22 protein-coding genes and 1 riboswitch are annotated in these 23,946 nt (G+C 70.5%); of the genes, 19 read left to right on the top strand and 3 right to left on the bottom strand.

All coding sequences use genetic code 11. The features are described from left to right. The first annotated feature begins 49 nt into the window (after window positions 1-49). From AB8810_RS19480 to ribD, 6 genes are all read left to right on the top strand, one after another. Window positions 50-964 carry a helix-turn-helix transcriptional regulator gene (locus tag AB8810_RS19480; RefSeq protein WP_369914590.1) on the top strand — a complete coding sequence of 305 codons (915 nt, stop codon included), beginning with the start codon at window positions 50-52 and terminating at the stop codon, window positions 962-964. 252 nt (window positions 965-1,216) lie between these two features. Continuing rightward, a complete protein-coding gene (locus AB8810_RS19475; RefSeq protein WP_179568441.1) occupies window positions 1,217-1,672 on the top strand; it encodes an RcnB family protein in 456 nt (151 codons plus the stop codon). 123 nt (window positions 1,673-1,795) lie between these two features. Beyond that, on the top strand, window positions 1,796-3,049 hold the full coding sequence (glyA, locus tag AB8810_RS19470) for a serine hydroxymethyltransferase (RefSeq protein WP_369914589.1): 1,254 nt from the start codon (window positions 1,796-1,798) through the stop codon (window positions 3,047-3,049). Between the two features lie 103 nt (window positions 3,050-3,152). Further along, window positions 3,153-3,683, top strand: coding sequence for a transcriptional regulator NrdR (gene nrdR / locus AB8810_RS19465; protein ID WP_009576486.1), 531 nt, complete (start codon window positions 3,153-3,155; stop codon window positions 3,681-3,683). A 7-nt stretch (window positions 3,684-3,690) separates the two neighbouring features. Beyond that, window positions 3,691-4,182: a GNAT family N-acetyltransferase gene (locus AB8810_RS19460; RefSeq protein WP_369914588.1), complete on the top strand. Its 492-nt coding sequence runs from the start codon at window positions 3,691-3,693 to the stop codon at window positions 4,180-4,182. A gap of 26 nt (window positions 4,183-4,208) precedes the next feature. After that, entirely contained in the window at window positions 4,209-5,324 is a 1,116-nt protein-coding gene (ribD, locus tag AB8810_RS19455; RefSeq protein ID WP_369916687.1) for a bifunctional diaminohydroxyphosphoribosylaminopyrimidine deaminase/5-amino-6-(5-phosphoribosylamino)uracil reductase RibD, read from the top strand. 123 nt (window positions 5,325-5,447) lie between these two features. Here ribD and AB8810_RS19450 read toward each other — a convergent pair whose 3' ends face one another. Next, window positions 5,448-6,074 (bottom strand): hypothetical protein, encoded by a 627-nt coding sequence (locus tag AB8810_RS19450; RefSeq protein ID WP_369914587.1) that lies wholly within the window; start codon window positions 6,072-6,074, stop codon window positions 5,448-5,450. Window positions 6,075-6,293: 219 nt separating this feature from the next. After that, window positions 6,294-6,466, top strand: a riboswitch (FMN riboswitch). 78 nt (window positions 6,467-6,544) lie between these two features. Here AB8810_RS19450 and AB8810_RS19445 point away from each other — a divergent pair. The 13 genes from AB8810_RS19445 (at window position 6,545) to AB8810_RS19385 (ending at window position 21,824) form a co-directional block, all read left to right on the top strand. Further along, window positions 6,545-7,144, top strand: a complete 600-nt coding sequence (locus AB8810_RS19445) for a riboflavin synthase (RefSeq protein ID WP_369914586.1) — start codon at window positions 6,545-6,547, stop codon at window positions 7,142-7,144. A 105-nt stretch (window positions 7,145-7,249) separates the two neighbouring features. Next, window positions 7,250-8,386, top strand: coding sequence for a 3,4-dihydroxy-2-butanone-4-phosphate synthase (gene ribB / locus AB8810_RS19440; RefSeq protein WP_179569399.1), 1,137 nt, complete (start codon window positions 7,250-7,252; stop codon window positions 8,384-8,386). A gap of 103 nt (window positions 8,387-8,489) precedes the next feature. Beyond that, window positions 8,490-8,957, top strand: a complete 468-nt coding sequence (gene ribH, locus AB8810_RS19435; RefSeq protein ID WP_179568431.1) for a 6,7-dimethyl-8-ribityllumazine synthase — start codon at window positions 8,490-8,492, stop codon at window positions 8,955-8,957. Then, window positions 8,954-9,430, top strand: a complete 477-nt coding sequence (gene nusB, locus AB8810_RS19430; protein ID WP_179568429.1) for a transcription antitermination factor NusB — start codon at window positions 8,954-8,956, stop codon at window positions 9,428-9,430. The genes ribH and nusB overlap by 4 nt, the downstream gene beginning before the upstream one ends. A 120-nt stretch (window positions 9,431-9,550) precedes the next feature. Beyond that, window positions 9,551-10,528 carry a thiamine-phosphate kinase gene (gene thiL, locus AB8810_RS19425; protein ID WP_206256676.1) on the top strand — a complete coding sequence of 326 codons (978 nt, stop codon included), beginning with the start codon at window positions 9,551-9,553 and terminating at the stop codon, window positions 10,526-10,528. Between the two features lie 618 nt (window positions 10,529-11,146). Continuing rightward, window positions 11,147-12,724, top strand: a complete 1,578-nt coding sequence (locus AB8810_RS19420; protein WP_179568425.1) for a CocE/NonD family hydrolase — start codon at window positions 11,147-11,149, stop codon at window positions 12,722-12,724. Window positions 12,725-12,903: 179 nt separating this feature from the next. Beyond that, window positions 12,904-13,632 carry a TorF family putative porin gene (locus tag AB8810_RS19415; RefSeq protein ID WP_369914585.1) on the top strand — a complete coding sequence of 243 codons (729 nt, stop codon included), beginning with the start codon at window positions 12,904-12,906 and terminating at the stop codon, window positions 13,630-13,632. 18 nt (window positions 13,633-13,650) lie between these two features. After that, a complete protein-coding gene (locus AB8810_RS19410) occupies window positions 13,651-13,743 on the top strand; it encodes a potassium-transporting ATPase subunit F (RefSeq protein ID WP_046977662.1) in 93 nt (30 codons plus the stop codon). A gap of 16 nt (window positions 13,744-13,759) precedes the next feature. Then, the gene (gene kdpA, locus AB8810_RS19405) at window positions 13,760-15,595 is read left to right on the top strand and encodes a potassium-transporting ATPase subunit KdpA (protein WP_369914584.1); all 1,836 of its coding nucleotides are present in this window, start codon (window positions 13,760-13,762) and stop codon (window positions 15,593-15,595) included. A 10-nt stretch (window positions 15,596-15,605) separates the two neighbouring features. After that, entirely contained in the window at window positions 15,606-17,666 is a 2,061-nt protein-coding gene (kdpB, locus tag AB8810_RS19400) for a potassium-transporting ATPase subunit KdpB (RefSeq protein ID WP_369914582.1), read from the top strand. 41 nt (window positions 17,667-17,707) lie between these two features. Then, a complete protein-coding gene (kdpC, locus tag AB8810_RS19395; RefSeq protein ID WP_369914581.1) occupies window positions 17,708-18,349 on the top strand; it encodes a potassium-transporting ATPase subunit KdpC in 642 nt (213 codons plus the stop codon). Between the two features lie 66 nt (window positions 18,350-18,415). Then, window positions 18,416-21,106, top strand: coding sequence for an ATP-binding protein (locus AB8810_RS19390; protein WP_369914580.1), 2,691 nt, complete (start codon window positions 18,416-18,418; stop codon window positions 21,104-21,106). Further along, the gene (locus AB8810_RS19385) at window positions 21,096-21,824 is read left to right on the top strand and encodes a response regulator (RefSeq protein ID WP_179568413.1); all 729 of its coding nucleotides are present in this window, start codon (window positions 21,096-21,098) and stop codon (window positions 21,822-21,824) included. Before AB8810_RS19390 ends, AB8810_RS19385 begins: the two co-directional genes overlap by 11 nt. 193 nt (window positions 21,825-22,017) lie before the next feature. On the opposite strand, the gene AB8810_RS19380 is transcribed toward AB8810_RS19385, so the two are convergent. Together AB8810_RS19380 and AB8810_RS19375 are read right to left on the bottom strand one after the other, a co-directional pair. Continuing rightward, window positions 22,018-23,403, bottom strand: a complete 1,386-nt coding sequence (locus tag AB8810_RS19380) for an FAD-binding oxidoreductase (RefSeq protein ID WP_369914579.1) — start codon at window positions 23,401-23,403, stop codon at window positions 22,018-22,020. Further along, window positions 23,400-23,945, bottom strand: coding sequence for a metal-dependent hydrolase (locus AB8810_RS19375; protein ID WP_369914578.1), 546 nt, complete (start codon window positions 23,943-23,945; stop codon window positions 23,400-23,402). The genes AB8810_RS19380 and AB8810_RS19375 overlap by 4 nt, the downstream gene beginning before the upstream one ends. Window position 23,946 lies beyond the last annotated feature (1 nt).

Genomic DNA, 23,946 nt, shown 5'->3' with positions numbered 1-23,946 from the left:
GCGGTGGAGCAGGGAGAACAGCAAGATGTTGATTGATCGGGTGAATCCCATGACCGACGCGGCGGGCGGTGGCGCCGTTGCCGCGCACGGTACTGCGCTGGCGGCCGAACGCGCGCGCGCGCTCGGCGCCTTCCTGCGGGCGCGCCGCGAGAGCCTGGATCCGGCGCGGCTGGGCCTGCCGCGTGCCGGCAGGCGCCGCACGCCGGGCCTGCGCCGCGAGGAGGTGGCCGCGCTCGCCGACGTCGGCGTCACCTGGTACACCTGGCTCGAACAGGGACGGCCGGTGCGCGCCTCCGCACGCGTGCTGACCGCCATCGCCGGCGCCTTGCAGTGCTCGGAGGTGGAAACCGGCCACGTGCTGGCGCTGGCCGGATTGGGCGATGCGGCGCCCCGGCTGCAGCCGCTGTGCGAGCAGTTGACCGACACCGGGCGCATGCTGCTCGACCAGCTCGGCCCCTGGCCGGCGATGCTGCAGAGTCCGCGCTTCGACATCCTCGGCGCCAATCCGGCCTTCGAGCGGCTGATGGGGGTGACCCTGGCGGATCTGCCGGACGCCGACCGCAACTGCGTCTACCAGGCGTTCACCAACCCGCACTGGCGCGCCCGCCTGGCCGATCGGGACAACGTCCTGCAGCACATGGTGGCGCTGTTGCGCGCCGCCATGGGCGAGCACCTGGGCGAGCCGGCCTGGGAGCGCCTGCTGGCGCGCTACCGCGCCGCCTCGCCCGAGTTCGACGCCTTGTGGCAGCAGCGGCGCGAGGTGCGCGGGGTGGAAAACCAGCTCAAGCGCTTCCGCCACCCGCAGGCGGGCGAACTGCGCCTGCAGCAGGTCAACTGGTGGTCGGCGCCGCGCAACGGCAATCGCCTGGTGGTGTACCTGCCTGCCGACGAGGTGGCGCGGGTCGCGCTGCTGCAACTGCATGCGCAGGCGGCCGAGGTCGCCGCGCCGGCCCATCGCCACTGAGCGCAGGTGCGCAGTCCGGGACCAGAGGGCTGGGAGGCGCAGGTGGTGGCTGCGTGCGGGTTGCGGCGGATTGGCCCGCGCCGGTGGCGCCGATCACGTCGAAACGCCGCTGTGGACAGGAAAAAGAGGGCCGAAACGTAATGCGCGCTTACCCGTTTCGGGAAAGCTGAATACGTAACCGGTTCCAGCAGGAAGCGGTTCAGACGACAAGCGCATTAATGCAGTCGTGACACCAAAAGTGACGGAGCAGCCATGAACATCAAACGCATTGCCACCCTTGCCCTTTCGTCCCTGCTGGCGCTGGGTTTCATGGCGCCCGCCGCATTCGCCCGCGACGGCTGGGACGACCGCGATCCGCGCGGCTGGCACGACCGCGATCACGACCGGCGCGACTACGACCGGCGCGACCGCGATCGCGACCGCTACTGGCGCGAACGCGAACGCCACGACGACCGCCGCTACTACAGCCAGGGCTATCGCGACGGGTATCGCAGCCGTCCGGACGTCGTCTACTACCGTCCGGGTCCGCCGCCGTGGGCGCGCGGCCAGCGCTACTACGGTCCCAACTACGTGGTCTACGACTACGACCGCTACCAGGTGCGGCGCCCGCCGTACGGCTACCGCTGGGTGCGCGACGACCGCGGCAACCTGCTGATGGTCGCCATCGCCAGCGGCATCATCGCCGACCTGGTGCTCAACGGCCGCTGATCCGGATCGCATGGCACGCCACGACGGCCTCCTTCGGGAGGCCGTCGTCGTTTTGGTTCGCCGCCGGCCCTGCGCGGGGCTTAAACTAGCGGTCTGCCTTTTGTCCATGCCCCTGGAGACCCGATGTTCCCGCGTGCCGCCCGCATCGAAACCTACGATCCCGAACTGGCCCAGGCCATCGCCGCCGAAGCCGGCCGCCAGGAAGACCATGTCGAGCTGATCGCCAGCGAGAACTACTGCAGCCCGCTGGTGATGGAAGCCCAGGGCAGCCAGCTGACCAACAAGTACGCCGAGGGCTACCCGGGCAAGCGCTACTACGGCGGCTGCGAATTCGTCGACATCGCCGAGCAGCTGGCGATCGACCGGGTCAAGCAATTGTTCGGCGCCGACTACGCGAACGTGCAGCCGCATTCGGGTTCGCAGGCCAACCAGGCGGTGTACCTGGCGCTGCTGCAGCCCGGCGACACCATCCTGGGCATGTCGCTGGCCCACGGCGGCCACCTGACCCACGGCGCCAAGGTCAACGTCTCCGGCAAGCTGTTCAACGCGGTGCAGTACGGCGTCGACGAGCAGGGCCTGATCGACTACGACGAAGTCGAGCGGCTGGCGCTGGAGCACAAGCCGAAGATGGTCGTGGCCGGCTTCTCCGCGTATTCGCAGAAGATCGACTGGGCGCGCTTCCGTGCCATCGCCGACAAGGTCGGCGCGGTGCTGTTCGTGGACATGGCGCACGTGGCCGGCCTGGTCGCCGCCGGCGTGTATCCGAGCCCGCTGGAGCATGCGCACGTGGTCACCTCGACCACCCACAAGACCCTGCGCGGCCCGCGCGGCGGCATCATCCTGGCCAAGGGCGCGAGCGAGGACCTGGTCAAGAAGCTGCAGTCGATCGTGTTCCCGGGCATCCAGGGCGGTCCGCTGATGCACGTGATCGCGGCCAAGGCGGTGGCGTTCAAGGAAGCGCTGGAGCCGGAGTTCAAGGACTACCAGCAGCAGGTGGTGAAGAACGCGCAGGCGATGGCCAACACCCTGATCGCGCGCGGCTACAAGATCGTCTCCGGTGGCACCGAGAACCATCTGATGCTGGTCGACATGATCGGCAAGGACGTGTCCGGCAAGGACGCGGAAGCGGCGCTGGGCAAGGCCCACATCACCGTCAACAAGAACTCGGTGCCCAACGACCCGCGCTCGCCGTTCGTGACCTCGGGCCTGCGCCTGGGCACCCCGGCCATCACCACCCGCGGCTACCTGGAGCAGGACAGCATCGACCTGGCCAACTGGATCGCCGACGTGCTCGACGCCCCGGCCGACGCCGCGGTCATCGCCCGCGTGCGCGACGCGGTGACCGCGCAGTGCAGGAAGTATCCGGTGTATGGCTGAAACGGGAATCGGGAATGGGGAATCGGGAATGGTCAGAAGCGCTAAGCTGCTGCCGTTGACGTTCCCATTCTCCATTCTCCTTTCTCTATTCCCGGCACTCTGAATGCACTGCCCCTTCTGCCAGCACACCGACACCCGCGTGATCGATTCGCGGGTGTCCGAGGACGGCGCGACGATCCGTCGCCGCCGCGAGTGCGAGGCGTGCGGCGAACGGTTCAGCACGCTGGAGACGATCGAGCTGAAGCTGCCGACGGTGATCAAGAGCGACGGCGGCCGCGAGGCCTTCGATGCGCGCAAGCTGCGCACCAGCTTCGATCGCGCGCTGCAGAAGCGGCCGGTGGCCGAGGAGCAGATCGAGGCGGCGGTGCGCGCGGTGGTGCACCAGCTGCGCATGTCCGGCGAGCGCGAATTGCCGTCGATCCGCGTCGGCGAGTACGTCATGGCCGAGCTGCGCAAGCTCGACCACGTCGGCTACGTGCGCTTCGCCTCGGTCTACCGCAGCTTCCAGGACGTGGCCGATTTCCGCGAGGAGATCGAGAAGCTCGAGCGCGAGCTGCCGGTGGGCAGCGAGCAGTTGCCGCTGCTGGAGCTGGTCCGCGCCGACAAGCCGGGCGACAAGTCCGGCAAGCGCTGAGGGCGGCATGCGCATCGTCTGCCTGGCCGAGGCGCCGCAGCACATTCCGGCGCTGGCCCGCGAACACCTGCAGGCCTTCGGCGAGATGCTGCCGGAGTGGAACGTGGTCGATGCCGAGGCCGACCTGCGCAGCCATCGCTGCGACAGCCGCATCCCGACCAGCTGGATCGCGCTCGAGGGCGACGACTGGCTCGGTTCGGTCAGCCTGCTGCAGAACGACGACGCGCGCATCCGCCAGTTCTCGCCGTGGCTGGCGACGCTGTACGTGCGCCCGCAGGCGCGCAGCGGCGGCGTCGGCGCGAGGCTGGTCGCGCATTGCGTGCAGGCCGCGGCGCGGCTGCAGGTGGGGTATCTGTATCTGTATTGCGAACCGCGGCTGGTGCCGTACTACGAAGGCCTGGGCTGGCAGCCGCATGTGCAGCTGCCGCTGGGCCCGCTGCAGGTGACGGTGATGCGCATCGACGCCGGCGCGTTGGCGGCACCGGCGCAGACCGCATGAGCGCGGACGTCGTGAGCGCGAACGTCATGAGCGCGGACGTCATGAGCCATTTCTCCGCCGACGATCATCGGCACATGGCGCAGGCGCTGCGCCTGGCCGAGCGCGGCGCCTACACCACGCGTCCCAATCCGATGGTCGGCTGCGTGATCGTGCGCGACGGCGCCGTGGTGGGCGAGGGCTTCCACCAGCGCGCAGGCGGCCCGCATGCGGAGGTGTTCGCGCTGCGCGCCGCCGGCGCGGGCGCGCGCGGCGCCACCGCCTACGTGACCCTGGAACCGTGCGCGCACTACGGGCGCACCCCGCCGTGCGCGCTGGCGCTGATCGAAGCCGGGGTGACGCGGGTGGTGGCGGCGATGGCCGATCCGTTTCCGCAGGTCAACGGCGGCGGTTTCGCGCTGCTGCGCGAGGCCGGCGTCGAGGTTCGCTTCGGACTGATGGAAGCGCAGGCGCGCGCGCTGAATCGCGGCTTCCTGTCGCGGGTGGAACGCGCCCGGCCGTGGCTGCGGGTCAAGCTCGGCGCCAGCCTGGACGGGCGCACCGCGCTGGCCAGCGGCGAATCGAAATGGATCACCGGCACGGCCGCGCGCCAGGACGTGCAGCATTGGCGCGCGCGCGCCGGGGCGATCCTCACCGGCGCCGGCACCGTGCTGGCCGACGACCCGTCGCTGAGCGTGCGCCTGGACGACGGCGCCGAGGTCGTGCCGCCGCTGCGCGTGGTGCTGGATGCGCAGCTGCGCACGCTGCAGCAGGCCAAGGTACGCGACTCCGCGGCGCCGACCCTGTACCTGCATGCGCCGGGCGTGGCGCCGCCATCGCTGCCCGGGGTCGAGTTCGCCGCGGTCGCGCTGCAGGCCGGCCGCTTCGATCTGGGCGCGGTGCTGCAGTTGCTCGCCGCGCGCGGCATCAACGAGGTGCAGGTCGAGGCCGGCGCGACCCTGAGCGGTGCGCTGCTGCGCGCCGGCCTGGTCGACGAGCTGCTGCTGTACCTGGCGCCGCTGCTGCTCGGCGACGCCGCGCGCCCGCTGCTGGCCGGGCTGGGCATCGACACGATGGCGCAGCGCGTGCCGCTGCAGCTGCTGGAGACGCGCCAGATCGGCGATGACCTGCGCCTGCTGCTGCGGCCGGCGGCGACGGACGCCTGAAAGCAGCGTGTGGTCGCGGCGGCTCCGCGTTTCGGGCGACCGACGTTGCGTCGCAGATGGCCGGTCGCGCGCCAAAAAGAAAGGTCCCGTGCGGGACCTTTCCAGGTGATGCTTGCGCAGCGATCAGAAGCTTGCGCGGACGCCCAGCCAGCCCTGGTTGCTGTGCTCGACGAACTGGAATTCGGCGACCAGGCCCCAGGTGCGAGTGAAGTTGACCTGGCCGCCAAGCACGCCGAGGAACTTGCCCTGGTCCAGCGCATTGCTGTCGAAATAACCGCCCTTGATCCAGGCTTCGGTGCGTGCCGACGGCTTGCCGCGAACGCCGGCGGTGACCTGGCCGATGTTGGCGTGGCCCTTTACCGTCTGTCGGTCGCCGAGGAAGTTCGACTTGATTTCCGCTTCGCTGCGCTGGAACGCAGCATCGGTCACGAAGTCCAGCTTCTCGGTGAGTTCCATGTGGTAACCGATGCCCAGCTCGGCATCGCTGCTGATGTACTTTTCGTTCAAGTCGTTGCTGCCATCGCCGAAAATCGAGTAGCGCTGGGTGTCGGTGACGCGGGTGTAGCCGCCGAAAACGAAAACCTGCGGGGCGATGGCGAACGAGCCGCGGACGTAGGCGCCATCGAGATCGTCCGACTTCGGATCCAGACGCGAGTAGCCAGCTTCGACATAGGTATAGCTCAGGCCTTCGGCGTGAGCGGCGAACGGGGCGGCCGCCAGCATGGCAGCAAGAATCAGGGTGTTGCGCATTGAGTGCTTCTCTCCGAATTGATGTCCGTGTCTTTGCCTCGTTGCGAGGCAAAAAAAGCGACGTCTCCCGTCGCGGCGCGCACCTTAACCGATTTTTCACAAGACAGACCATCAGGGATTTCCCGACGCGATGCAGCGTCCTATCGGCATTGCAGGGATGGACGCTCGTCGCGCCGAACACCCCTGCTAGAATGCGCGAGCCGGTTCGCCGGCAACCACAAACGTCTTCAGGGCGGGGTGCGATTCCCCACCGGCGGTAGGTGCGTTCGCGCACGAGCCCGCGAGCGCTTGGGTCGTCGGGCCGGCACGCAGGTGCGGTTCGGGGACGCAAGGTCAGCAGATCCGGTCAGATGCCGGAGCCGACGGTATAGTCCGGATGAAAGAAGACGGCCTTCGCGCAGCCTTGCGGCTGTGCGCGTGCCTGTTTGCCTTGTGGCGTTTTTCGCTCACCATGCTTGCGAGAAACGTTTATGTTCACCGGAATCATCGAAGGGGTCGGCCGCCTGGCCGCGCGCCAGCCGCAGGGCGGCGATATCCGCTTCACCTTTGCCACCGGCAGCCTGCCGTTCGCCGACGTGCAGCTCGGCGAGAGCATCGCGGTCAACGGCGTGTGCCTGACCGTCGTCGCCTTCGACGCGGCGTCGTTCCAGGCCGATGCGTCCACCGAAACCCTGTCCCTGACCACGCTCGGCGCGCTCGCCGAAGGCGCGGCGCTGAACCTGGAGCGGGCGATGCGTCCGACCGACCGGCTCGGCGGGCATCTGGTCAGCGGCCATGTCGATGGCCTCGGCAGCGTGCTGTCGATCCACGAGGACGCGCGCGCGCAACGCTGGCGCTTCGCCGCGCCGCCGGCGCTGCTGCGCTATATCGCCAAGAAGGGCTCGATCTGCGTGGACGGGGTCAGCCTGACCGTCAACGAAGTGGACGCTGCCGGCTTCGAGGTGGCGCTGATCCCGCACACGGTGGCGCACACCGCGTTCGCGCACACCGCGGTGGGATCGGCGGTGAACCTGGAAATCGACCTGGTCGCGCGCTACGTCGAACGCCTGCTGCACGGCCGCCAGGACTGACCTGCGCCTTCCCGTCGTCTGCCGTGCCGTCGCCGCTGCCCGCGGCGGCGCGCGGCGCTTTCCGTCTTCTGCGAGTCCCTCATGTCGCCATCCACCGCCCCTAGCCTGAACTTCGCCCCCGTCCCCGAACTGCTGGAGGAAATCCGCGCCGGCCGCATGGTGGTCATCGTCGACGACGAGGACCGCGAGAACGAGGGCGACCTGATCATGGCCGCCGAGCTGGTCAAGCCCTCGGACATCAATTTCATGGTCACCCATGCGCGCGGCCTGGTGTGCCTGTCGCTGACCCGCGAGCGCTGCGCGCAGCTCGGGCTGGCGCCGATGGTCCAGCACAACACCGCGCAGTTCCATACCAACTTCACCGTCAGCATCGAGGCCGCCGAGGGCGTGACCACCGGCATTTCGGCCTACGACCGCGCGCATACCGTGCGCACCGCGGTCAAACCCGACGCCAAGCCGCACGACCTGAGCCAGCCGGGCCACATCTTCCCGCTGATCGCCCAGCCCGGCGGCGTGCTGACCCGCGCCGGCCACACCGAGGCGGCCGGCGACCTGCCGCTGCTGGCGGGGCTGGAACCGGCCGGGGTGCTGGTGGAAGTGCTCAATCCCGACGGCAGCATGGCGCGGCGCCCGCAGTTGGAGGAATTCGCGCGCCTGCACGGGTTGAAGATGGGCTCGATCGCCGACCTGATCGCCTACCGCCTGGCCACCGAGCACACCGTCGAGCGCATCGACGAGCGCCCCATCGAGACCGAGTTCGGCAGCTTCTCCCTGGTCACCTACCGCGACCGCATCGCCCACGACCTGCATTTCGCGCTGGTCCGCGGCACTCCCGACGCCGAAACGCCGACCCTGGTGCGGGTGCAGGTGGAGAACCCGCTGGCCGACCTGCTGCACTGGCGCCGCGACGATTTCGGCGTGGCTGCCAGCGACGCGCTGCGCGCGATCGCCGCGGCCGACAGCGGGGTCATGGTGGTGCTGTCGGCGCCGCGCGACAGCCAGGCGCTGCTGGCGCGGTTGCGCAAGCAGCCCGACGTGGCCGCCAACAGCAAGGACGTGGGGCAGTGGCGTCGCAACGGCGCCGGCAGCCAGATCCTGGCCGACCTGGGCCTGGGCAAGCTGCGTGTGCTGGGCACGCCGCGCCGCCAGGTCGGCCTGGCCGGGTTCGGGCTGGAGGTGGTGGAGCATGTGGAGTTGGAGCCGGGATTGGGGAGTCGGGAGTCGGGAGTCGGGAAAGGCTGATTCGCTTACGCTGCTTCGCTATCGGCGCTGCAAGCGCTTCCGGGGCCCGAGCCCGGAACACGCCGCCTGCTAAACTCTCCCACCCACTGAACCTGCCACCGCCATGACCCACTACGAAGGCGACCTCCGCGCTCCCGAAGCGGCCCGTTTCGCGATCATCGCCAGCCGCTGGAACGCGCGCATCACCGACGTGCTGGTCGCCGGCGCGCGCGCGAGCCTGTCCGGCAACGGCATCGCCGACGACGCGGTGGACGTGATCCGCGTGCCCGGCGCGTGGGAACTGCCGCTGGCCGCCGCGCGCCTGGCCGCCGCCGGCCAGCACGCGGCGATCATCGCGCTGGGCTGCGTGATCCGCGGCGACACCCGCCACTACGAACACGTGGCCGATGGCTGCGCCGAAGGCCTGCTGCGGGTGTCGCTGGACTTCCGCATCCCGGTGCTCAACGGCGTGCTGGCGGTGGAGCAGGTCGAGGACGCCGAGGCGCGCGCCGGCGGCAGCCATGGCAACAAGGGCGAGGAAGCGGCGCTGACCGCGCTGGAAATGGTCAATCTCCTGGAGCTGCTGCCATGAACAAGCCCGCTGGCCACAAGCATGTCCGCCGCGACGGCGTCGATCCGGTGCTGCGTTCGCGCGCGCGCCGGCGTGCGCTGCAGGCGATCTACGCCTGGCAGATCGCCGGCGGCACCGCGCAGCACGTGATCGCGCAGTTCGCGCACGAGCAGGCGCACGAGATCGCCGACCTGGTCTACTTCGAGAACTTGGTCGAAGGCGTGCTCAAGCACCGCGCCGAACTGGATGCGGCGCTGGTCGGCTACCTCGACCGCACCGTCGAGGAAGTGGACGCGATCGAGCGCGCGGTGCTGCGCCTGGCCGCCTACGAACTGCTGCACCGCCACGACGTGCCGTACCGCGTGGTGATCAACGAAGCCATCGAGACCGCCAAGCGTTTCGGCTCCGAACACGGCCACACCTACGTCAACGGCGTGCTCGACCGCGCCGCGCTGGAATGGCGCACGGTGGAGTCGGGTGGCGCGGGCGCCTAACGGCGCGGGATTGGGCATTTGGGATTGGGGATTCGCAGGCGCTGCATTCCCTCCCGAGCCACGGCTGTGGCCTGGCTGTCGCCAATCCCCAATGCCGAATCCCCAATCCCGGCTCCCAAAATGCCTGAATTCGATCTGATCGATCGCCTGCGTGCCCGGATCGGGACGCATGCGGACGTGCCGTTGGGCATCGGCGACGATGCGGCGCTGCTGCAGCCGCCGCCGGGCGAGCAGCTGGCGATCACCACCGACACGCTCAACGCCGGTGTGCACTTTCCGCTTGAGACCGCGCCTGCCGATATCGGTTGGAAGACGCTGGCGGTGAACCTGTCCGACCTCGCCGCGATGGGCGCGCAGCCGCGCTGGTGCACGCTGTCGCTGTCGTTGCCGCACGAGGATGCGCGCTGGATCGACGCCTTCGCCGACGGCTTCTTCGCGCTGGCCGATGCGCACGGCATCGTGCTGGCCGGCGGCGACACCACGCGCGGGCCGCTGTCGCTGTCGGTCACCGCGATCGGCAGCGTGGCGCCCGGCGCGGCGCTGCGCCGCGACGGCGCCCAGCCGGGCGACGAGATCTGGGTCAGCGGCCGTCCGGGCGAGGCTGCCGCGGCGTTGGCGCTGTGGCAGGCCGGGCGCCTGGATGTGGCCCGTGCCGCCGCCGATCCCGTCCACGAGCATCTGCGCCAGCGCCTGTTGCGGCCGTCGCCGCGGGTGCAGGCCGGGCGGCGCCTGCGCGGCCTGGCGCACGCCTGCGTGGACATTTCCGACGGCCTGCTGGCCGACCTGGACCACATCTGCGCGCGCAGCGGCGTCGGCGCCGAACTGTGGCTGGCCGCGTTGCCGGTGGTCGCCGCGCCGGCGGAGGCGAGCGCCGCGCAGGTGCACGCCTGGCAACTGGGCGGCGGCGACGACTACGAGCTGTGCTTCACCGCCGCGCCGGCGCAACGCGCGGCGATCGTGCAGGCATTGCAGGCGATCGGCGAACAGGCGACGCCGATCGGGCGCATCGTCGCCGGCGGCGGCATCGTCGTGCGCGACGCGGACGGTCAGCCGTGGCAGCCGCCGCGGCGCGGCTACGAGCATTTTTTCGCCGGTTAGCGGAAGTCCGCGAGTCGCTTCGCGCCGGACCCTCACCCCAACCCCTCTCCCGGCGGGAGAGGGGCTAGCGGCTGTTCCCTTCTCCCCTCGGGAGAAGGTGCCCCGCAGGGGCGGATGAGGGTCCGGGCGCAGCCTCGTACACCCAACTCCGCGAGTCGCTTCGCGCCGTCCCCTCACCCCAACCCCTCTCCCGGTGGGAGAGGGGCTAAAGCACGCCGCGGCCGTTCCCTTCTCCCATCGGGAGAAGGTGACCCGTAGGGGCGGACGAGGGTCCGGGCGCAGCCTCGTGCACCCAACTCCGCGAGTCGCTTCGCGCCGTACCCTCACACCAACCCCTCTCCCGGTGGGAGAGGGGCTAAAGCACGCCGCGGCCGTTCCCTTCTCCCCTCGGGAGAAGGTGCCCCGCAGGGGCGGATGAGGGTCCGGCCGAAGCAGAGACGGTGGACCACAGCGGACCTACTGGGCCGCCACAAAAGGCCCACCATACCGTGCCGCACTGCGGCGTGAAGTTGTCCGTACCGGCTGGTATGGTCGCGACGTCCGATCCCCACGTCGCGCACCCGTAACCGTTTCTGGCAGCTGGGCCATTCCGACCCGGCGCCGTTTGGGAGGCAGTACATGCGTATGTCCGTGTCCCGCTGCATCGCCCTGTGCGCGATGCTGTTGTTCTCCGCCGCCGCGTCCGCCGGAGGTTTCAGCAAGCAGTACCAGACCATTTCCAGTTGGGACGGCACCAAGCTCGGCGCACTGGTGCTGGTGCCGCAGGGGCAGGGGACCGGGCCGTTCCCGCTGGTGGTGATGCCGGCCAGCTGGTCGCTGCCCAACCTGGAATACGTGGGCCGCGCCAGCGAGCTGGCCAGCAACGGCTACGTGGTGGTCAGCTACACCTCGCGCGGGTTCTGGGATTCGGCGGGCGTGATCGACATCGCCGGGGCGCCGACGGTGGAAGACGTCAGCACGGTGATCGACTGGGCACTGGCCAATACCCCGGCCAACGCCAAGGCGATCGGCGTGTCCGGCATTTCCTACGGCGCCGGCACCAGCCTGCTCGCCGCCGCGCGCGATCCGCGGATCAAGGCGGTGGCCGCGCTCAGCGGCTGGGCCGACCTGCAGGCCTCGCTGTACGCGAACGCCACGGTCAGCGAACAGGGCGTCGCCCTGCTGGTGGCCTCCGGCGCGATCACCGGCCGGCCCGGGCCGGACCTGGCGCAGATCAGCGCGCGGGTCGCGGTCGGCGACTACGACGGCGCGGTGCAGGGCTTCCTGCCCAAGGCCGGCGAGCGCAGCGTGATCAACGAAGTGCAGGCGCTCAACCGCAACGGCCCTGCGGTGCTGATGGCCAATGCGTTCAACGACGGCCTGTTCCCGCCGAACCAGTACATCGACCTGTACAACCGCCTGAGCGTGCCCAAGCACCTGATGTTTAGCCAGGGCGATCACGCCACGGCCGAACTGCCGGGCGCGCTCGGCCTGCCGAACGAGGTGTACACGGAAACCACCCGCTGGTTCGACCACTACCTCAAGGGCCAGGCCAACGGCGTGGACAGCGAGCAGCCGGTGCAGCTGGCCACGCTCGACGGCACCTGGCTGCGCTACGCCGATTGGAACAGCGTGCAGGCCGGCGCCACGCGCTATGGCCTGACCCGCCCGAGCGGCCTGATCGCGACCGGTGCGCTGAGCACCGGCACCAGCACCGGTTGGAGCAAGGGCATCGCCACCGGCGTACCGACCCTGGCCGATTCGGGCGTGCTGCTGGTCAGCGGCCTGCTGCAGGGCCTGGGCCAGCCGGTCACCACCTCGATCCCGCTGGTGGACCGCAACGGCGCGGCGGTATGGAGCGGGCCGGTGTACACCAGCGCCAAGCGCCTGGCCGGCAGCCCATCGCTGCGGGTGACGGTGACCCCGAGCCAGGCCAACGTGTCGCTGTTCGCCTACCTGTACAGCATGAACGGGCTCGGCGTGGCGCAATTGCTGAGCCACGCGCCGTACTCGCTGCGCAACGCGACCCCGGGCGTGGCGACCACGATCGACCTGCCGCTGCAGGCGACCGCGGTCGATATCCCGGCCGGCAACCGCCTGGTGCTGGTGGTGGACACCACCGATCCGCGCTACACCTCGGCCAGCCGCTTCGGCGGCAGCGTCAGCTTCAGTTCGCCCGCGGCCGCGCCGTCGAGCCTGAGCGTGCCGCTGCACTGACCTGCGTTTGACGGAAAGGCCGGCGCAATGCCGGCCTTTCCCGCGTCTTGCCGTAGCCGCACGGCCGCGGAAATTACGCGGAATTTACGCGGCCGCCGGCATCGGCCGATAGCGACTTTACGGCCCCGCGCCGGAACATGACCAGGTCGGCGGAATGGTTCCGCCCTGGATCCGACGTCATGCGTTCCCCGCTTTCCTGTGCCGCCCGCCGACTCCTGTCGCGCGGCGCGCTTGCGCTTTTTCTCCTTGCCGGCAGCGCAGCGGCCAACGCCGCCAGTGTCAGCGGCAATGCCACGCTCACCAGCGACTACGTCTGGCGCGGCAGCACCCAGAGCGACGGCGATCCTGCCGTGCAGGCCGGTCTGGCGCTGGCCGCCGACAACGGCGCGTATGCGTCGCTGTGGGCCTCGTCGATCAAGTTCGACAGCACCCCGCACGCCAGCACCGAAGTCGACGGCGTGCTCGGCTGGCGCGGCCAGTGGACGCCGGACTGGGCCTGGGACGCGAACCTGACCCGCTACCAATACCCCTCGGCCGCCGCGCTGAACTGGACCGAGCTGGGCGCCACCGTGACCTGGAAGCAGCGCGTGTGGGCGCAACTGGGCTGGTCCGACGATGCGCTGGCCAGCGACACCACCGGCACCTACGCGCAGCTCGGCGCGCGCTACCCGTTCAACGAGCGCTTCCGCGTCGAGGCGGCGGTGGGCCATTACTGGCTCGCCAGCAGCTATGCGGATAGCTACACGCATGGGTTGGTCAGCGCCGTGTTCACCCTGCCCGGCATTCGCCAGGGCGGACCGGGACTGGAGCTGCGGCTGACCGCGCACGACACCGACCGCGCCGCCGAGCGGCTGTTCCCCGACATGGCCGGCACGCGGGTCGAAGCCGCGCTGCAAGCCACCTTTTGAGTCCTGAGGAGAGATGACATGCCGACCTGGCTATCGCTGATCTGCGGCGTGGCGGTGATCGTCGCCGCCGGCTACCTGTTGTACGTGATTCTGCGTCCCGAAGATTTCTGAGCCGAGTGCTACTGCCATGATCGATACATTGCTTGTCTATGCGCTCGCGCTGCTGCTGGGTTGGCCGCTGGGCCTGTACCTGGCCAAGGTGATGCGCGGGGCGCCGATGCGCGGCGACGCGCTGTTCGGCTGGATCGAACGCCCGCTGTACCGCCTGCTCGGCACCGATCCGGCGCGCGGCATGAGCTGGCGCGGCTATGCCGGCGCGTTCCTGGCCAGCAACCTGGTGCTGGGCGCGCTGGTGTTCGCCCTGTTCGTGACCCAGGCGTGGCTGCCGCTGAATCCCGATGCGGTGCCGAACATGCGCTGGGACGTGGCCCTGCACACCATGGTCTCGTTCCTGACCAACACCGACCAGCAGCACTACTCCGGCCAGGCGCAGCTGTCGTATCTGTCGCAGGCGGTGGGCGTGGTCGGGCTGCAGTTCGTCACCCCGATGATGGGCCTGGCGCTGGTGGTGGCGACGCTGCGCGCGTTGTTCGGCGGGCGAGCGGTCGCAAGCTCAGCCGATGCCCTATCGGCATCGGCTGCGACCGGGAGCGCCCGGCCATGGATGGCCGGGCAGGAGGATCCGGAGCCGACGCCGTCGCGCCATGGACGGCAGCACGCAACCGCTGTAGCACCACTGCAGCACACCACGCTCAGCGTCGACGAAGCCGACGTCGGCAACTACTGGGCCGACGTGATCCGGCCGACGCTGCGCTTCCTGCTGCCGCTGTGCCTGCTGTGGACCGTGCTGCTGACCCAGCAGGGCGTGCCGTCCACGCTGGCCGCCGGCCCCACCGCGACGCCGCTGGACGCCAGCGCCGGCATGGCCGCGCAGAAGATCCCGCTCGGCCCGGTCGCGGCGATGGTGGCGATCAAGCAGCTCGGCACCAACGGCGGCGGCTGGTACGGCCCCAACAGCGCGATGGCGCTGGAGAACCCGACCCCGTTCTCCAATCTGCTGGAGATGCTGGCGATCGTGCTGATCCCGGTGGCGATCGCGTTCATGGTCGGTCCGTTCACCGGGCGCCGCAAATTCACCGTGCTGGTGTTCGGCAGCATGCTGGCGATGTCGCTGGCCTCCACCGCGGTGTCGGTGTGGTCCGAAGGCCATTCGGCCAGTACCGCCAGCGTGGCACTGATGGAAGGCAAGGAAGTGCGCTTCGGCGCCGATGCCTCGGCGGCGTGGTCGTCGCTGACCACGCAGACCTCCAACGGCTCAGTCAATGCGATGCACGATTCGCTGGCGCCGCTGACCGGCGGCGTGGCCATGGTCAACATGCTGGTCAACGCGATCTGGGGCGGCATCGGCTGCGGCCTGCAGCAGTTCCTGGTGTACCTGCTGCTCAGCGTGTTCCTGGCTGGGCTGATGACCGGGCGCACGCCGGAACTGTTCGGGCGCAAGATCGAAGCCGGCGAAGTGCGCCTGCTGGCCTTGCTGATCCTGCTGCAGCCGCTGGTGCTGCTCGGCTTCACCGCGTTGACCCTGGCCATGCCGGCGGCGATCACCGCCACCTCCAATCCCGGCTTCCACGGCATCAGCCAGGTGTTCTACGAGTACACCTCGGCCTTCGCCAACAACGGCTCCGGCTTCGAAGGCCTCGGCGACGGCATTCCGTGGTGGAACCTGACCTGCACGCTGGTGCTGATCCTGGGCCGCTATCCGGCGCTGATCGTGCCGCTGATCGTGGCCGCGCAGATGGCGCGCAAGCGCGTGGCCCCGGAAACCGGCGGCAGCCTGCAGGTGGAAACGCCGACCTTCGCGCTGACCCTGATCGCGGTCATCGCGGTCCTGACCGTTCTGCAATTCACGCCGGCACTGGTGTTGGGCCCGATCGCCGATCACCTGACGCTTGCCGCGCACTGAGACCACGACCATGAGCACCCCGCTTCCGCAAGCTTCTTCCTCCGTCCACAAGCCCGGTCTGCTCGACGGCCCCGCACTGCGTGCGGCGCTGCGCGCCAGCGTGCTGAAACTCTCGCCACGTCACCTGCTCGGCAGTCCGGTGATGGCGGTGGTGTTCGCCGGCACCTTGCTGTCGGCCCTGATCACCGTGGCCGGGCAGGGCGCGCCCGCGTTCGGCTGGACGGTGACCGCGATCCTGCTGATCACCGTGCTGTTCGGCAATTTCGCCGAAGCGGTGGCCGAGGCGCGCGGCCGCGGCCAGGCCGCCTCGCTGCGACGCGCGCGCAAGGACCTGGTGGCGCGCCGGGTGAGCAGCGCGCAACTGGACGGCGAAACCAGCATTCCTGCCGCCGAACTGAAGCCAGGCGACCTGGTGGTGATCTCCGCCGGCGAACTGATCCCGGCCGACGGCGAGATCGTGCACGGCGTGGCCACGATCAACGAAGCGGCGGTCACCGGGGAATCGGCGCCGGTGCTGCGCGAGGCCGGCACCGACCGTTCCGGCGTGATCGGCGGCACCAAGGTGCTGTCCGACGAGATCGTGGTGAAGGTCACCGCCGAGCCTGGCCACAGCTTCCTGGACCGCATGATCGCGCTGGTCGAAGGCGCCAACCGGCAGAAGACCCCGAACGAGATCGCGCTGACCATGCTGCTGGCGGCGATGACCCTGACCTTCCTGATCGTGGTCGCGACCTTGCCGGTCATCGCCGGCTACGTCGGCGTGCGCATCGATCCGCTGCTGCTGATCGCGCTGCTGGTGTGCCTGATCCCGACCACCATCGGCGGGCTGCTCCCGGCGATCGGCATCGCCGGCATGAACCGCGCACTGTCGGCGAACGTGCTGGCCAAGTCGGGCAAGGCGGTGGAAGTGGCCGGCGACGTCGATGTGCTGCTGCTGGACAAGACCGGCACCATCACCTACGGCGACCGCCAGGCCACCGCGTTCCATGCGCTCAGCGGCGTCGATGCGGTGCAACTGCGCGAGGCGGCGATGCTGTCCTCGCTGGCCGACCCGACCCCGGAAGGCAAGTCGATCGTGCGCCTGGCGCGCGAGCAGGGCATGCCGCCGGCCGATCCGGACGGCGCCAGCTTCGTTGCCTTCACCGCGCAGACGCGCATGTCCGGCGTCGATCTGGCCGCGCAGGGGCAACAGCCGCCGCGTTCGATCCGCAAGGGCGCGGCCGATGCGGTGATCCGCCACGTCACCGCGCTGGGCGGGCTGGTGCCGGCGGAACTGAAGGGCCGCGTGGAGCAGGTCGCGCGCAGCGGCGCCACCCCGCTGGTGGTGGCCGAGGGCCGGCACGTGCTCGGCGTGGTCGAGCTGTCGGACGTGGTCAAGCATGGCGTGCGCGAGAAGTTCGCACGGCTGCGCGCGATGGGGGTGAAGACGGTGATGATCACCGGCGACAACCCGCTCACCGCCGCGGCGATCGCCGCCGAGGCCGGCGTCGACGACTACATCGCCGAGGCCACGCCGGAAGACAAGCTCGCGCGCATTCGCGCCGAGCAGGCCGGCGGCCGGCTGGTGGCGATGGTCGGCGACGGCACCAACGATGCGCCGGCACTCGCGCAGGCCGACGTCGGCCTGGCGATGAACTCGGGCACGCAGGCGGCCAAGGAAGCCGGCAACATGGTCGACCTGGATTCGGATCCGGCCAAGCTGCTGGCGGTGGTGGAAGTGGGCAAGCAGCAGCTGATCACCCGCGGCGCGCTGACCACCTTCTCGCTGGCCAACGACGTGTCCAAGTACTTCGCGATCCTGCCGGCGCTGTTCGCCGCCTCGATCCCGCAGATGGCGGCGCTGAACGTGATGCGCCTGTCCAGCCCGGTGCATGCGGTGCTGGCTGCGTTGATCTTCAACGCGCTGGTGATTCCGGCGCTGATCCCGCTGGCGTTGCGCGGCGTGCGCTTCACCCCGGCCACGGCGACCTCGCTGCTGCGCCGGAACATGCTGATCTACGGCGTCGGCGGCGTGCTGCTGCCGTTCGTCGGGATCAAGCTCATCGACCTGCTGCTGGTGGCGCTGGGCTGAGCCCGGCGCCGATCTTCCGCTTCCTTTCCGGACCACCTGCGATGAACGTTTCCCCGGTTTCCTCTTCCTACCGCGAACCGCTGCGCTGGCGCGCGGCGCTGCTGCTGCCGCTGCTGGTGCTGGGCGCCGCCGCGCTGTACTCGCTGCTGTCCACCCTGCTCGCCGGCGCACTGTTCCCGGCGCAGGCCAACGGCAGCCTGCTGCAACGCGATGGCCGCGTGCTCGGCTCGGCGCTGGTCGCGCAGCCGTTCGCCGCGCCGGGCTATTTCCAGCCGCGGCCCTCGGCGGCCAAGTTCGACCCGATGGCCGCAGCCGGCAGCAACCAGGCGCGCAGCAATCCGGAGCTGCAGCAGCGCATCGCCGACGCGCGCGCCAGCGTGGCCGCGCGCGACGGCGTCGCCCCGGCGCAGGTGGCGGACGACCTGCTGACCCAGTCCGGCAGCGGCATGGACCCGGACATCAGCGTGGCCGCGGCGCAGCAGCAGGTCGCGCGCGTGGCCAAGGCGCGCGAATTGCCGGTGGCGACCGTCGCCGCGCTGCTCGCCGCGCAGGCGCAGCCGCGCCAGTTCGGCGTGCTCGGTCAGCCGCGGGTCAATGTGCTGGCGCTGAATCTGGCATTGGATGCCGGGGAAGCCGGGAATGGGGAAAAGAGAATCGGGAATGGGGATGAGCAAAAGCGGTAAAGCCTGGGCCCCGACCCTGTAGGCTTTGCGATTCCCCATTCCCCATTCCCCATTCCCAGCCTTCAAATGTCCGATCCCCGTACCCAGCAGGCCGACGCCTTGATCGGCGCACTCCAGCGCGAACGCGGTGGACGGCTGACCGTGTTTCTGGGTGCGGCGCCCGGCGTCGGCAAGACCTACGCGATGCTGTCGCGCGCGCGCCAGCTGCAGCAGCAGGGCAGCGAGGTGGTGGTCGGGGTGGTCGAGACCCATGGCCGCGCCGAAACCGCGGCGCTGCTGGACGGGCTGGTCGTGCAGCCGCGGCAGCGCGTGGAGTACCGCGGCCGTACCCTCGAGGAAATGGACCTGGACGCGCTGCTGGCGCGGCGCCCGCCGCTGGTGCTGGTCGACGAACTGGCCCATCGCAACGCGCCCGGCAGCCGCCACGAGCGGCGCTGGCAGGACGTGCAGGAGCTGCTCGACGCCGGCATCGACGTCTACAGCACGGTCAACATCCAGCACCTGGAAAGCCTCAACGACGTGGTCCACCGCATCACCGGCATCCGCGTCGGCGAGACCGTGCCCGATGCGATCTTCGACCGGCTGCGCGACATCGTGCTGGTCGACCTGCCGCCGCGCGAACTGATCGAACGCCTGCAGCAGGGCAAGGTGTATCTGCCCGAGCAGGCGGGACAGGCGCTGCAGGCGTTCTTCTCGCCGTCGAACCTGGCCGCGCTGCGCGAACTGGCGATGCAGACCGCGGCCGACCGCGTCGACAACGACCTGCGCGACGTGCAGGCCGCGCAGGGTCGCACCGGCGTGGCGCTGCGGCGGCGGGTGCTGGTGGCGATCGACGGGTGCGGCCAGTCCGAGTATCTGGTGCGGGTGGCACGGCGCGTGGCCGAACGCCGCGGCGCGCCGTGGAGCGTGGTCACCGTGCAGACCCGCGCGCAGCCGGACGAGGCCTGGCTGCTGGAGATCGACCGCGCCTTCGCGCTGGCGCGGCGGCTCGGCGGCGACGCGGCGCTGCTGCACGGCGCCAGCGTCGCCGACGCGCTGCTCGACCATGCCGCGCACAACGGCGTGTCCACGCTGCTGCTCGGCCGCACCCGCGAACGGCCGCTGGCGCGGATGATCAACCGCACGCTGACCCAGCAACTGCTGCAGCGCGGCGCGCACTACGAGCTGGTCATCATCAGTTCGCCGGAGGCGCGCGCGCGTGCGCGGCGGCGTTGGCGCAGTCCCGGCCACTGGCTGTCGCGCGACGACCTGGTGTTCGCCACCGTCGCCTCGCTGCTGGCGGTGGCGGTGGGCTGGATCGCCGAGCGCTGGGTCGGCATCGACGACCTGTCGATGGTGTTCATCGTCGCGGTGGTGATGGTCGCGGCGAAGACGCGCATGGCCGCGGCGGTGCTGTCGGCGCTGCTGAGCTTCTTCGCCTACAACTTCTTCTTCATCGAACCGCGCTACACGCTGCACATCGGCGCGCGCCAGGGCGTGGTCACGGTGCTGCTGTTCCTGGTCGCGGCGCTGGTCGCCGGGCGCCTGGCGTCGCGGCTGCGCATGCAGGTGCTGGCGCTGCGCGCGGCCAACGCGCAGACCACCGCACTGCAGCGGCTGGGCCGCGAACTCACCAGCGCCGCCGACCTGGGCCAGGTGCTGGAGGCCGGGCGCCGCGCGCTGGCCGCCACGCTCGAGGCCGAGGCCTGGGTGCGGCTGCAGCCGCTGGAGGCGGCGCACGCCGCTGCGCAGGACGGCGCGCACGACTACGCGGCGTCGATGGCGGCGGTGGACCGCAGCGCCGCCGACTGGGCGCAGCGCCACGGCCAGGCCACCGGCCGCTTCACCGACACCCTGGCCGGCGCCAGCTGGTGGTTCCTGCCGGTGCGCCACGAGCGCGGCGCGATCGGCGTGGTCGGGCTGAAATTCGCCGCCGGCGTGCAGCGTCCCGGGCTGGAGCAGCAGCGCCTGGCCGAAGCCATGGTCGAGGACATCGGCCAGGCCGCGCTGCGCACGCGGTTGGTCGCCGACCTGGAAAGCGCGCGGGTCAGCGGCGAGACCGAACGCCTGCGCTCGGCGCTGCTGTCGTCGGTGTCGCACGACCTGCGCTCGCCGCTGGCGGCGATGATCGGCGCGGCCAGCAGCCTGTCCAGCTACGGCCAGGCGATGGACGCCGACGACCGCCGCAGCCTGCTGGAGACGATCCAGCTGGAAGGCGAGCGCCTGGACCGCTACATCCAGAACCTGCTCGACATGACCCGGCTCGGCCACACCGGGCTGACCTTGAACCGCGACTGGATCGACGTGGACGAACTGATCGGCTCGGCCGCGCGGCGGCTGCAGCGCTACCAGCCGCAGGTGAGGCTGGACATCGCCCTGGCCGCCGAGCTGCCGACGCTGTGGGTGCATCCGGCGCTGGTCGAACAGGCGATCTTCAACGTGCTGGAGAACGCGGCGAAATTTTCGCCGGAGGGCGAGGCGATCCGCGTCGCCGCGGCGATGGTCGACGGGCGCCTGCGCATCGACATCGGCGACCGCGGCCCGGGCATTCCCGAGGACGAGCGCGCGCGCATCTTCGACATGTTCTACAGCGTCGAACGCGGCGACCGCGGCCGCCACGGCACCGGCCTGGGCCTGACCATCTGCCAGGGCATGATCGGCGCGCACGGCGGCAGCGTCGAGGCGCTGCCCGGCGCCGATGGCTGCGGCACCACGATCCGCATTACTCTGCCGTTGATCGAACCCGCCGCCCCGCCGCCCCGCCCCGATGCCGACTGAGTCCCACGCCGATCCGATTCCGCCGCCGCGCGTGCTGGTCATCGACGACGAGCCGCAGATCCGGCGTTTCCTGGACATCAGCCTGCGCGCGCAGGGCTACCGCGTGCTGCAGGCGGCCACCGGCGGCGACGGCCTGGCGCAGCTGGCCGCGCACGGCGCCGAACTGGTGGTGCTCGACGTGGGCCTGCCCGACCAGGACGGACACAGCGTGCTGCGCGAACTGCGGCAGTGGTCCGCGGTGCCGGTGATCATGCTCACCGTGCGCGCCGGCGAAGCGGAGAAAGTGCAGGCGCTGGACGCCGGCGCCAACGACTACGTGACCAAGCCGTTCGGCGTGCAGGAACTGATGGCGCGCATCCGCGTGCTGCTGCGCATGCAGCCGGCCGCCGGCGAAGCCGAGCCGGTGTTCGACGACGGCCACCTGCACATCCACCTGGGCCTGCGCGAGGTGCGCCTGGACGGCGAGCCGCTGCCGCTGAGCCGCAAGGAATACGCGCTGCTCGCGCTGCTGCTGCGGCACAGCGGGCGCGTGCTCACCCAGCCGCAACTGCTGCGCGAAGTGTGGGGGCCGACCCACCAGGAAGACACCCACTACCTGCGCATCCTGGTCGGCAAACTGCGGCAGAAACTCGGCGACAGCGCGGTGGCGCCGCGCTACATCGCCACCGAACCTGGCGTGGGCCTGCGCTTCATCGGCGTGAGCGAGCGCAGCGGCTGAGCCGCTCCTGCAAGGTGGCCGATGCACTGTAGGAGGGGCTTCAGCCCCGACAGATTCCCAGGTCGTCAGCTTTTTCCACTTCGTTCGTCGCGGCTGAAGCCGCTCCTACAAAAAGCGGTCGCCGGTCGCCTGCGCGCGGTATCGGGCGGATTCTTGCGAGTCCTGAGTCCTGAGTCCTGAGTCCCGAGTCCCGCTATCTGTCCGGCAACACCTTGCCCGGATTGAGGATGCCGTCCGGGTCCAGCGCGCGCTTCACCGCGCGCATCGCGTCCAGCGTGGCCGCGTCGAAGGCCTGCGCCATGTAGTCGCGCTTGGCCACGCCGATGCCGTGCTCGCCCGACAGCGTGCCTTCCAGCGCCAGCACCAGCGCGAACAGGCGCGGCAGCGCGGCGTGCGCACGCGCAGTCTCGCTGGCATCGTCGGGTGCGTACATGATGTTGACGTGCAGGTTGCCGTTGCCGGCGTGGCCGAAGGCGACGATCGGCAGCTCGAATTCCGCCGCCAGTGCCTCGACTCCTGCGACCAGCTCGGGAATGCGCGACACCGGCACCACCACGTCTTCGTTGATCTTGCCCGGCTTGATCGTGCGCAGCGCCGGCGACAGCGCGCGGCGCGCCGCCCACAGCCGGTCGCGCGCGGCGCCGTCGGTGGCCACGTCCAGCGACAGCAGGCCGTCGCCCTCGGCGGCGGCGCCCAGCGCCTGCAGCGCGTAGGGCAGGGTGTCGTGGTCGCCGTCAGCCTCGATCAACAGCATCGCGCCGGCCTCGGGCACGTCGCTGCCGTTGCGGCGTAGCAGCGCGATCGCGCTACGGTCCATGAATTCCAGCATCGCCGGCGTGGTCGGTTGCGCCATCAGCCGCGACACCGCCGCCGCGGCGCTGCCGGCATCGCGGTAGAACGCGCGCAGCCCGGCCTGCGCCAGCGGCCGCGGCGACAGTTTCAGCGTGGCCTCCACGATCAGCGCCAGGGTGCCTTCGCTGCCGACCAGCAGGTGGGTCAGGTCGTAGCCGGTGGCGTCCTTGGTGTAGGCGCCTCCGCAACGGATCAGTTCGCCGGCGCCGGTCACCGCGACCACGCCGAGCACGTTGTCGCGGGTGGCGCCGTACTTCACCGCACGCGGGCCGCCGGCGTTGGTCGACAGGTTGCCGCCGATGCTGCAGATCTCGGCGCTGGACGGGTCCGGCGGCCAGAACAGGCCGTGCGGCGCCAGCGCCTGTTGCAGGTCGCCGTTGAGCACGCCCGGCTCGACCACCGCGCATCGGTCCTGCGGGCGCAGCTGCACGATGCGGTTCATGCGCGCGAATGACAGCACCACGCCGCCGTCGAACGGCACCGCGGCGCCGGCGGTGCCGGTGCCGGCGCCACGCGCGACGATCGGCACGCGGTGTGCGCGGCAGGCGCGCACGATCGCCTGCACCTGGTCGCGGGTCTGCGGCAGCGCCACCGCGTCGGCCAGCGCCCAGCGCCGCGAATCGTCCTCGCCGTAGCTGCGCCGGCTGGCGTCGTCGGTGCGCCAGCCGTCGGCGCCGAGCAGTGCGGCGAGGGTGTCGGTCAGGGCGGCTGGCAGCGGCGTGGTCATGGCTGGGATCGCGAAGCGGAAGAGGGCGGCGGTTGCAACAGTTTCCAGGTGCCGACCGCCAGCGCCAGCGGCAGCCACACCCAGCGCAACTCGGACAACAGCGTGGCCATGCCGCGCGCGCCGAAGAAGCCGTTGGCGAACGGCGAGACGCGGATCGGCCGCCACGGCGCGAACCAGCGCTGCTCGCTCCACGGCCAGGCCAGGGCGACGCCGAGGCCGCCGGAGGTCAGCGCATCGAGCAGCGGGTGCGAGAGCGTGCAGACGAACATCCAGGTCGCCGCCTGCAGCGCGCCGGCACGCAGCGGTCGGTGCAGCAGGGCACCCAACACGCCCAGCGCCGCGGCGAACAGCAGCGAATGGCTGGCGCCGCGATGGCCGAACGCATCGGCGTAGGGAATGTGCAGGGCGAACGCGACCACGTCCAGATCGGGCAGCATCGATGCGCCGATGCCGGCGCCGAGCAGGCGCGCGGAAATGCGTCCGCGATCGGCGGCGGCCCAAAGCGCCAGCGGGATCGCGGCGTGGGTGAAGATGCTGGGCACG

The sequence above is a fragment of the Xanthomonas sp. NCPPB 3005 genome (genome assembly GCF_041228095.2).
GTDB lineage: Bacteria > Pseudomonadota > Gammaproteobacteria > Xanthomonadales > Xanthomonadaceae > Xanthomonas_A > Xanthomonas_A bonasiae.
This window is presented reverse-complemented; position numbering and strand designations above follow the sequence as displayed.

Coding starts and splice junctions, on each gene's coding strand:
- AB8810_RS19475 (WP_179568441.1), top strand. CDS start 1,217: ATGAACATCAAACGCATTGCCACCCTTGCCCTTTCGTCCCTGCTGGCG.
- kdpC (WP_369914581.1), top strand. CDS start 17,708: ATGAACGTTTCCCCGGTTTCCTCTTCCTACCGCGAACCGCTGCGCTGG.
- AB8810_RS19380 (WP_369914579.1), bottom strand. CDS start 23,403: ATGACCACGCCGCTGCCAGCCGCCCTGACCGACACCCTCGCCGCACTG.
- AB8810_RS19480 (WP_369914590.1), top strand. CDS start 50: ATGACCGACGCGGCGGGCGGTGGCGCCGTTGCCGCGCACGGTACTGCG.
- glyA (WP_369914589.1), top strand. CDS start 1,796: ATGTTCCCGCGTGCCGCCCGCATCGAAACCTACGATCCCGAACTGGCC.
- AB8810_RS19420 (WP_179568425.1), top strand. CDS start 11,147: ATGCGTATGTCCGTGTCCCGCTGCATCGCCCTGTGCGCGATGCTGTTG.
- thiL (WP_206256676.1), top strand. CDS start 9,551: ATGCCTGAATTCGATCTGATCGATCGCCTGCGTGCCCGGATCGGGACG.
- ribH (WP_179568431.1), top strand. CDS start 8,490: ATGACCCACTACGAAGGCGACCTCCGCGCTCCCGAAGCGGCCCGTTTC.
- nrdR (WP_009576486.1), top strand. CDS start 3,153: ATGCACTGCCCCTTCTGCCAGCACACCGACACCCGCGTGATCGATTCG.
- ribD (WP_369916687.1), top strand. CDS start 4,209: ATGAGCGCGGACGTCATGAGCCATTTCTCCGCCGACGATCATCGGCAC.
- AB8810_RS19450 (WP_369914587.1), bottom strand. CDS start 6,074: ATGCGCAACACCCTGATTCTTGCTGCCATGCTGGCGGCCGCCCCGTTC.
- AB8810_RS19410 (WP_046977662.1), top strand. CDS start 13,651: ATGCCGACCTGGCTATCGCTGATCTGCGGCGTGGCGGTGATCGTCGCC.
- AB8810_RS19390 (WP_369914580.1), top strand. CDS start 18,416: ATGTCCGATCCCCGTACCCAGCAGGCCGACGCCTTGATCGGCGCACTC.
- AB8810_RS19460 (WP_369914588.1), top strand. CDS start 3,691: ATGCGCATCGTCTGCCTGGCCGAGGCGCCGCAGCACATTCCGGCGCTG.
- kdpA (WP_369914584.1), top strand. CDS start 13,760: ATGATCGATACATTGCTTGTCTATGCGCTCGCGCTGCTGCTGGGTTGG.
- AB8810_RS19385 (WP_179568413.1), top strand. CDS start 21,096: ATGCCGACTGAGTCCCACGCCGATCCGATTCCGCCGCCGCGCGTGCTG.
- AB8810_RS19445 (WP_369914586.1), top strand. CDS start 6,545: ATGTTCACCGGAATCATCGAAGGGGTCGGCCGCCTGGCCGCGCGCCAG.
- kdpB (WP_369914582.1), top strand. CDS start 15,606: ATGAGCACCCCGCTTCCGCAAGCTTCTTCCTCCGTCCACAAGCCCGGT.
- AB8810_RS19415 (WP_369914585.1), top strand. CDS start 12,904: ATGCGTTCCCCGCTTTCCTGTGCCGCCCGCCGACTCCTGTCGCGCGGC.
- nusB (WP_179568429.1), top strand. CDS start 8,954: ATGAACAAGCCCGCTGGCCACAAGCATGTCCGCCGCGACGGCGTCGAT.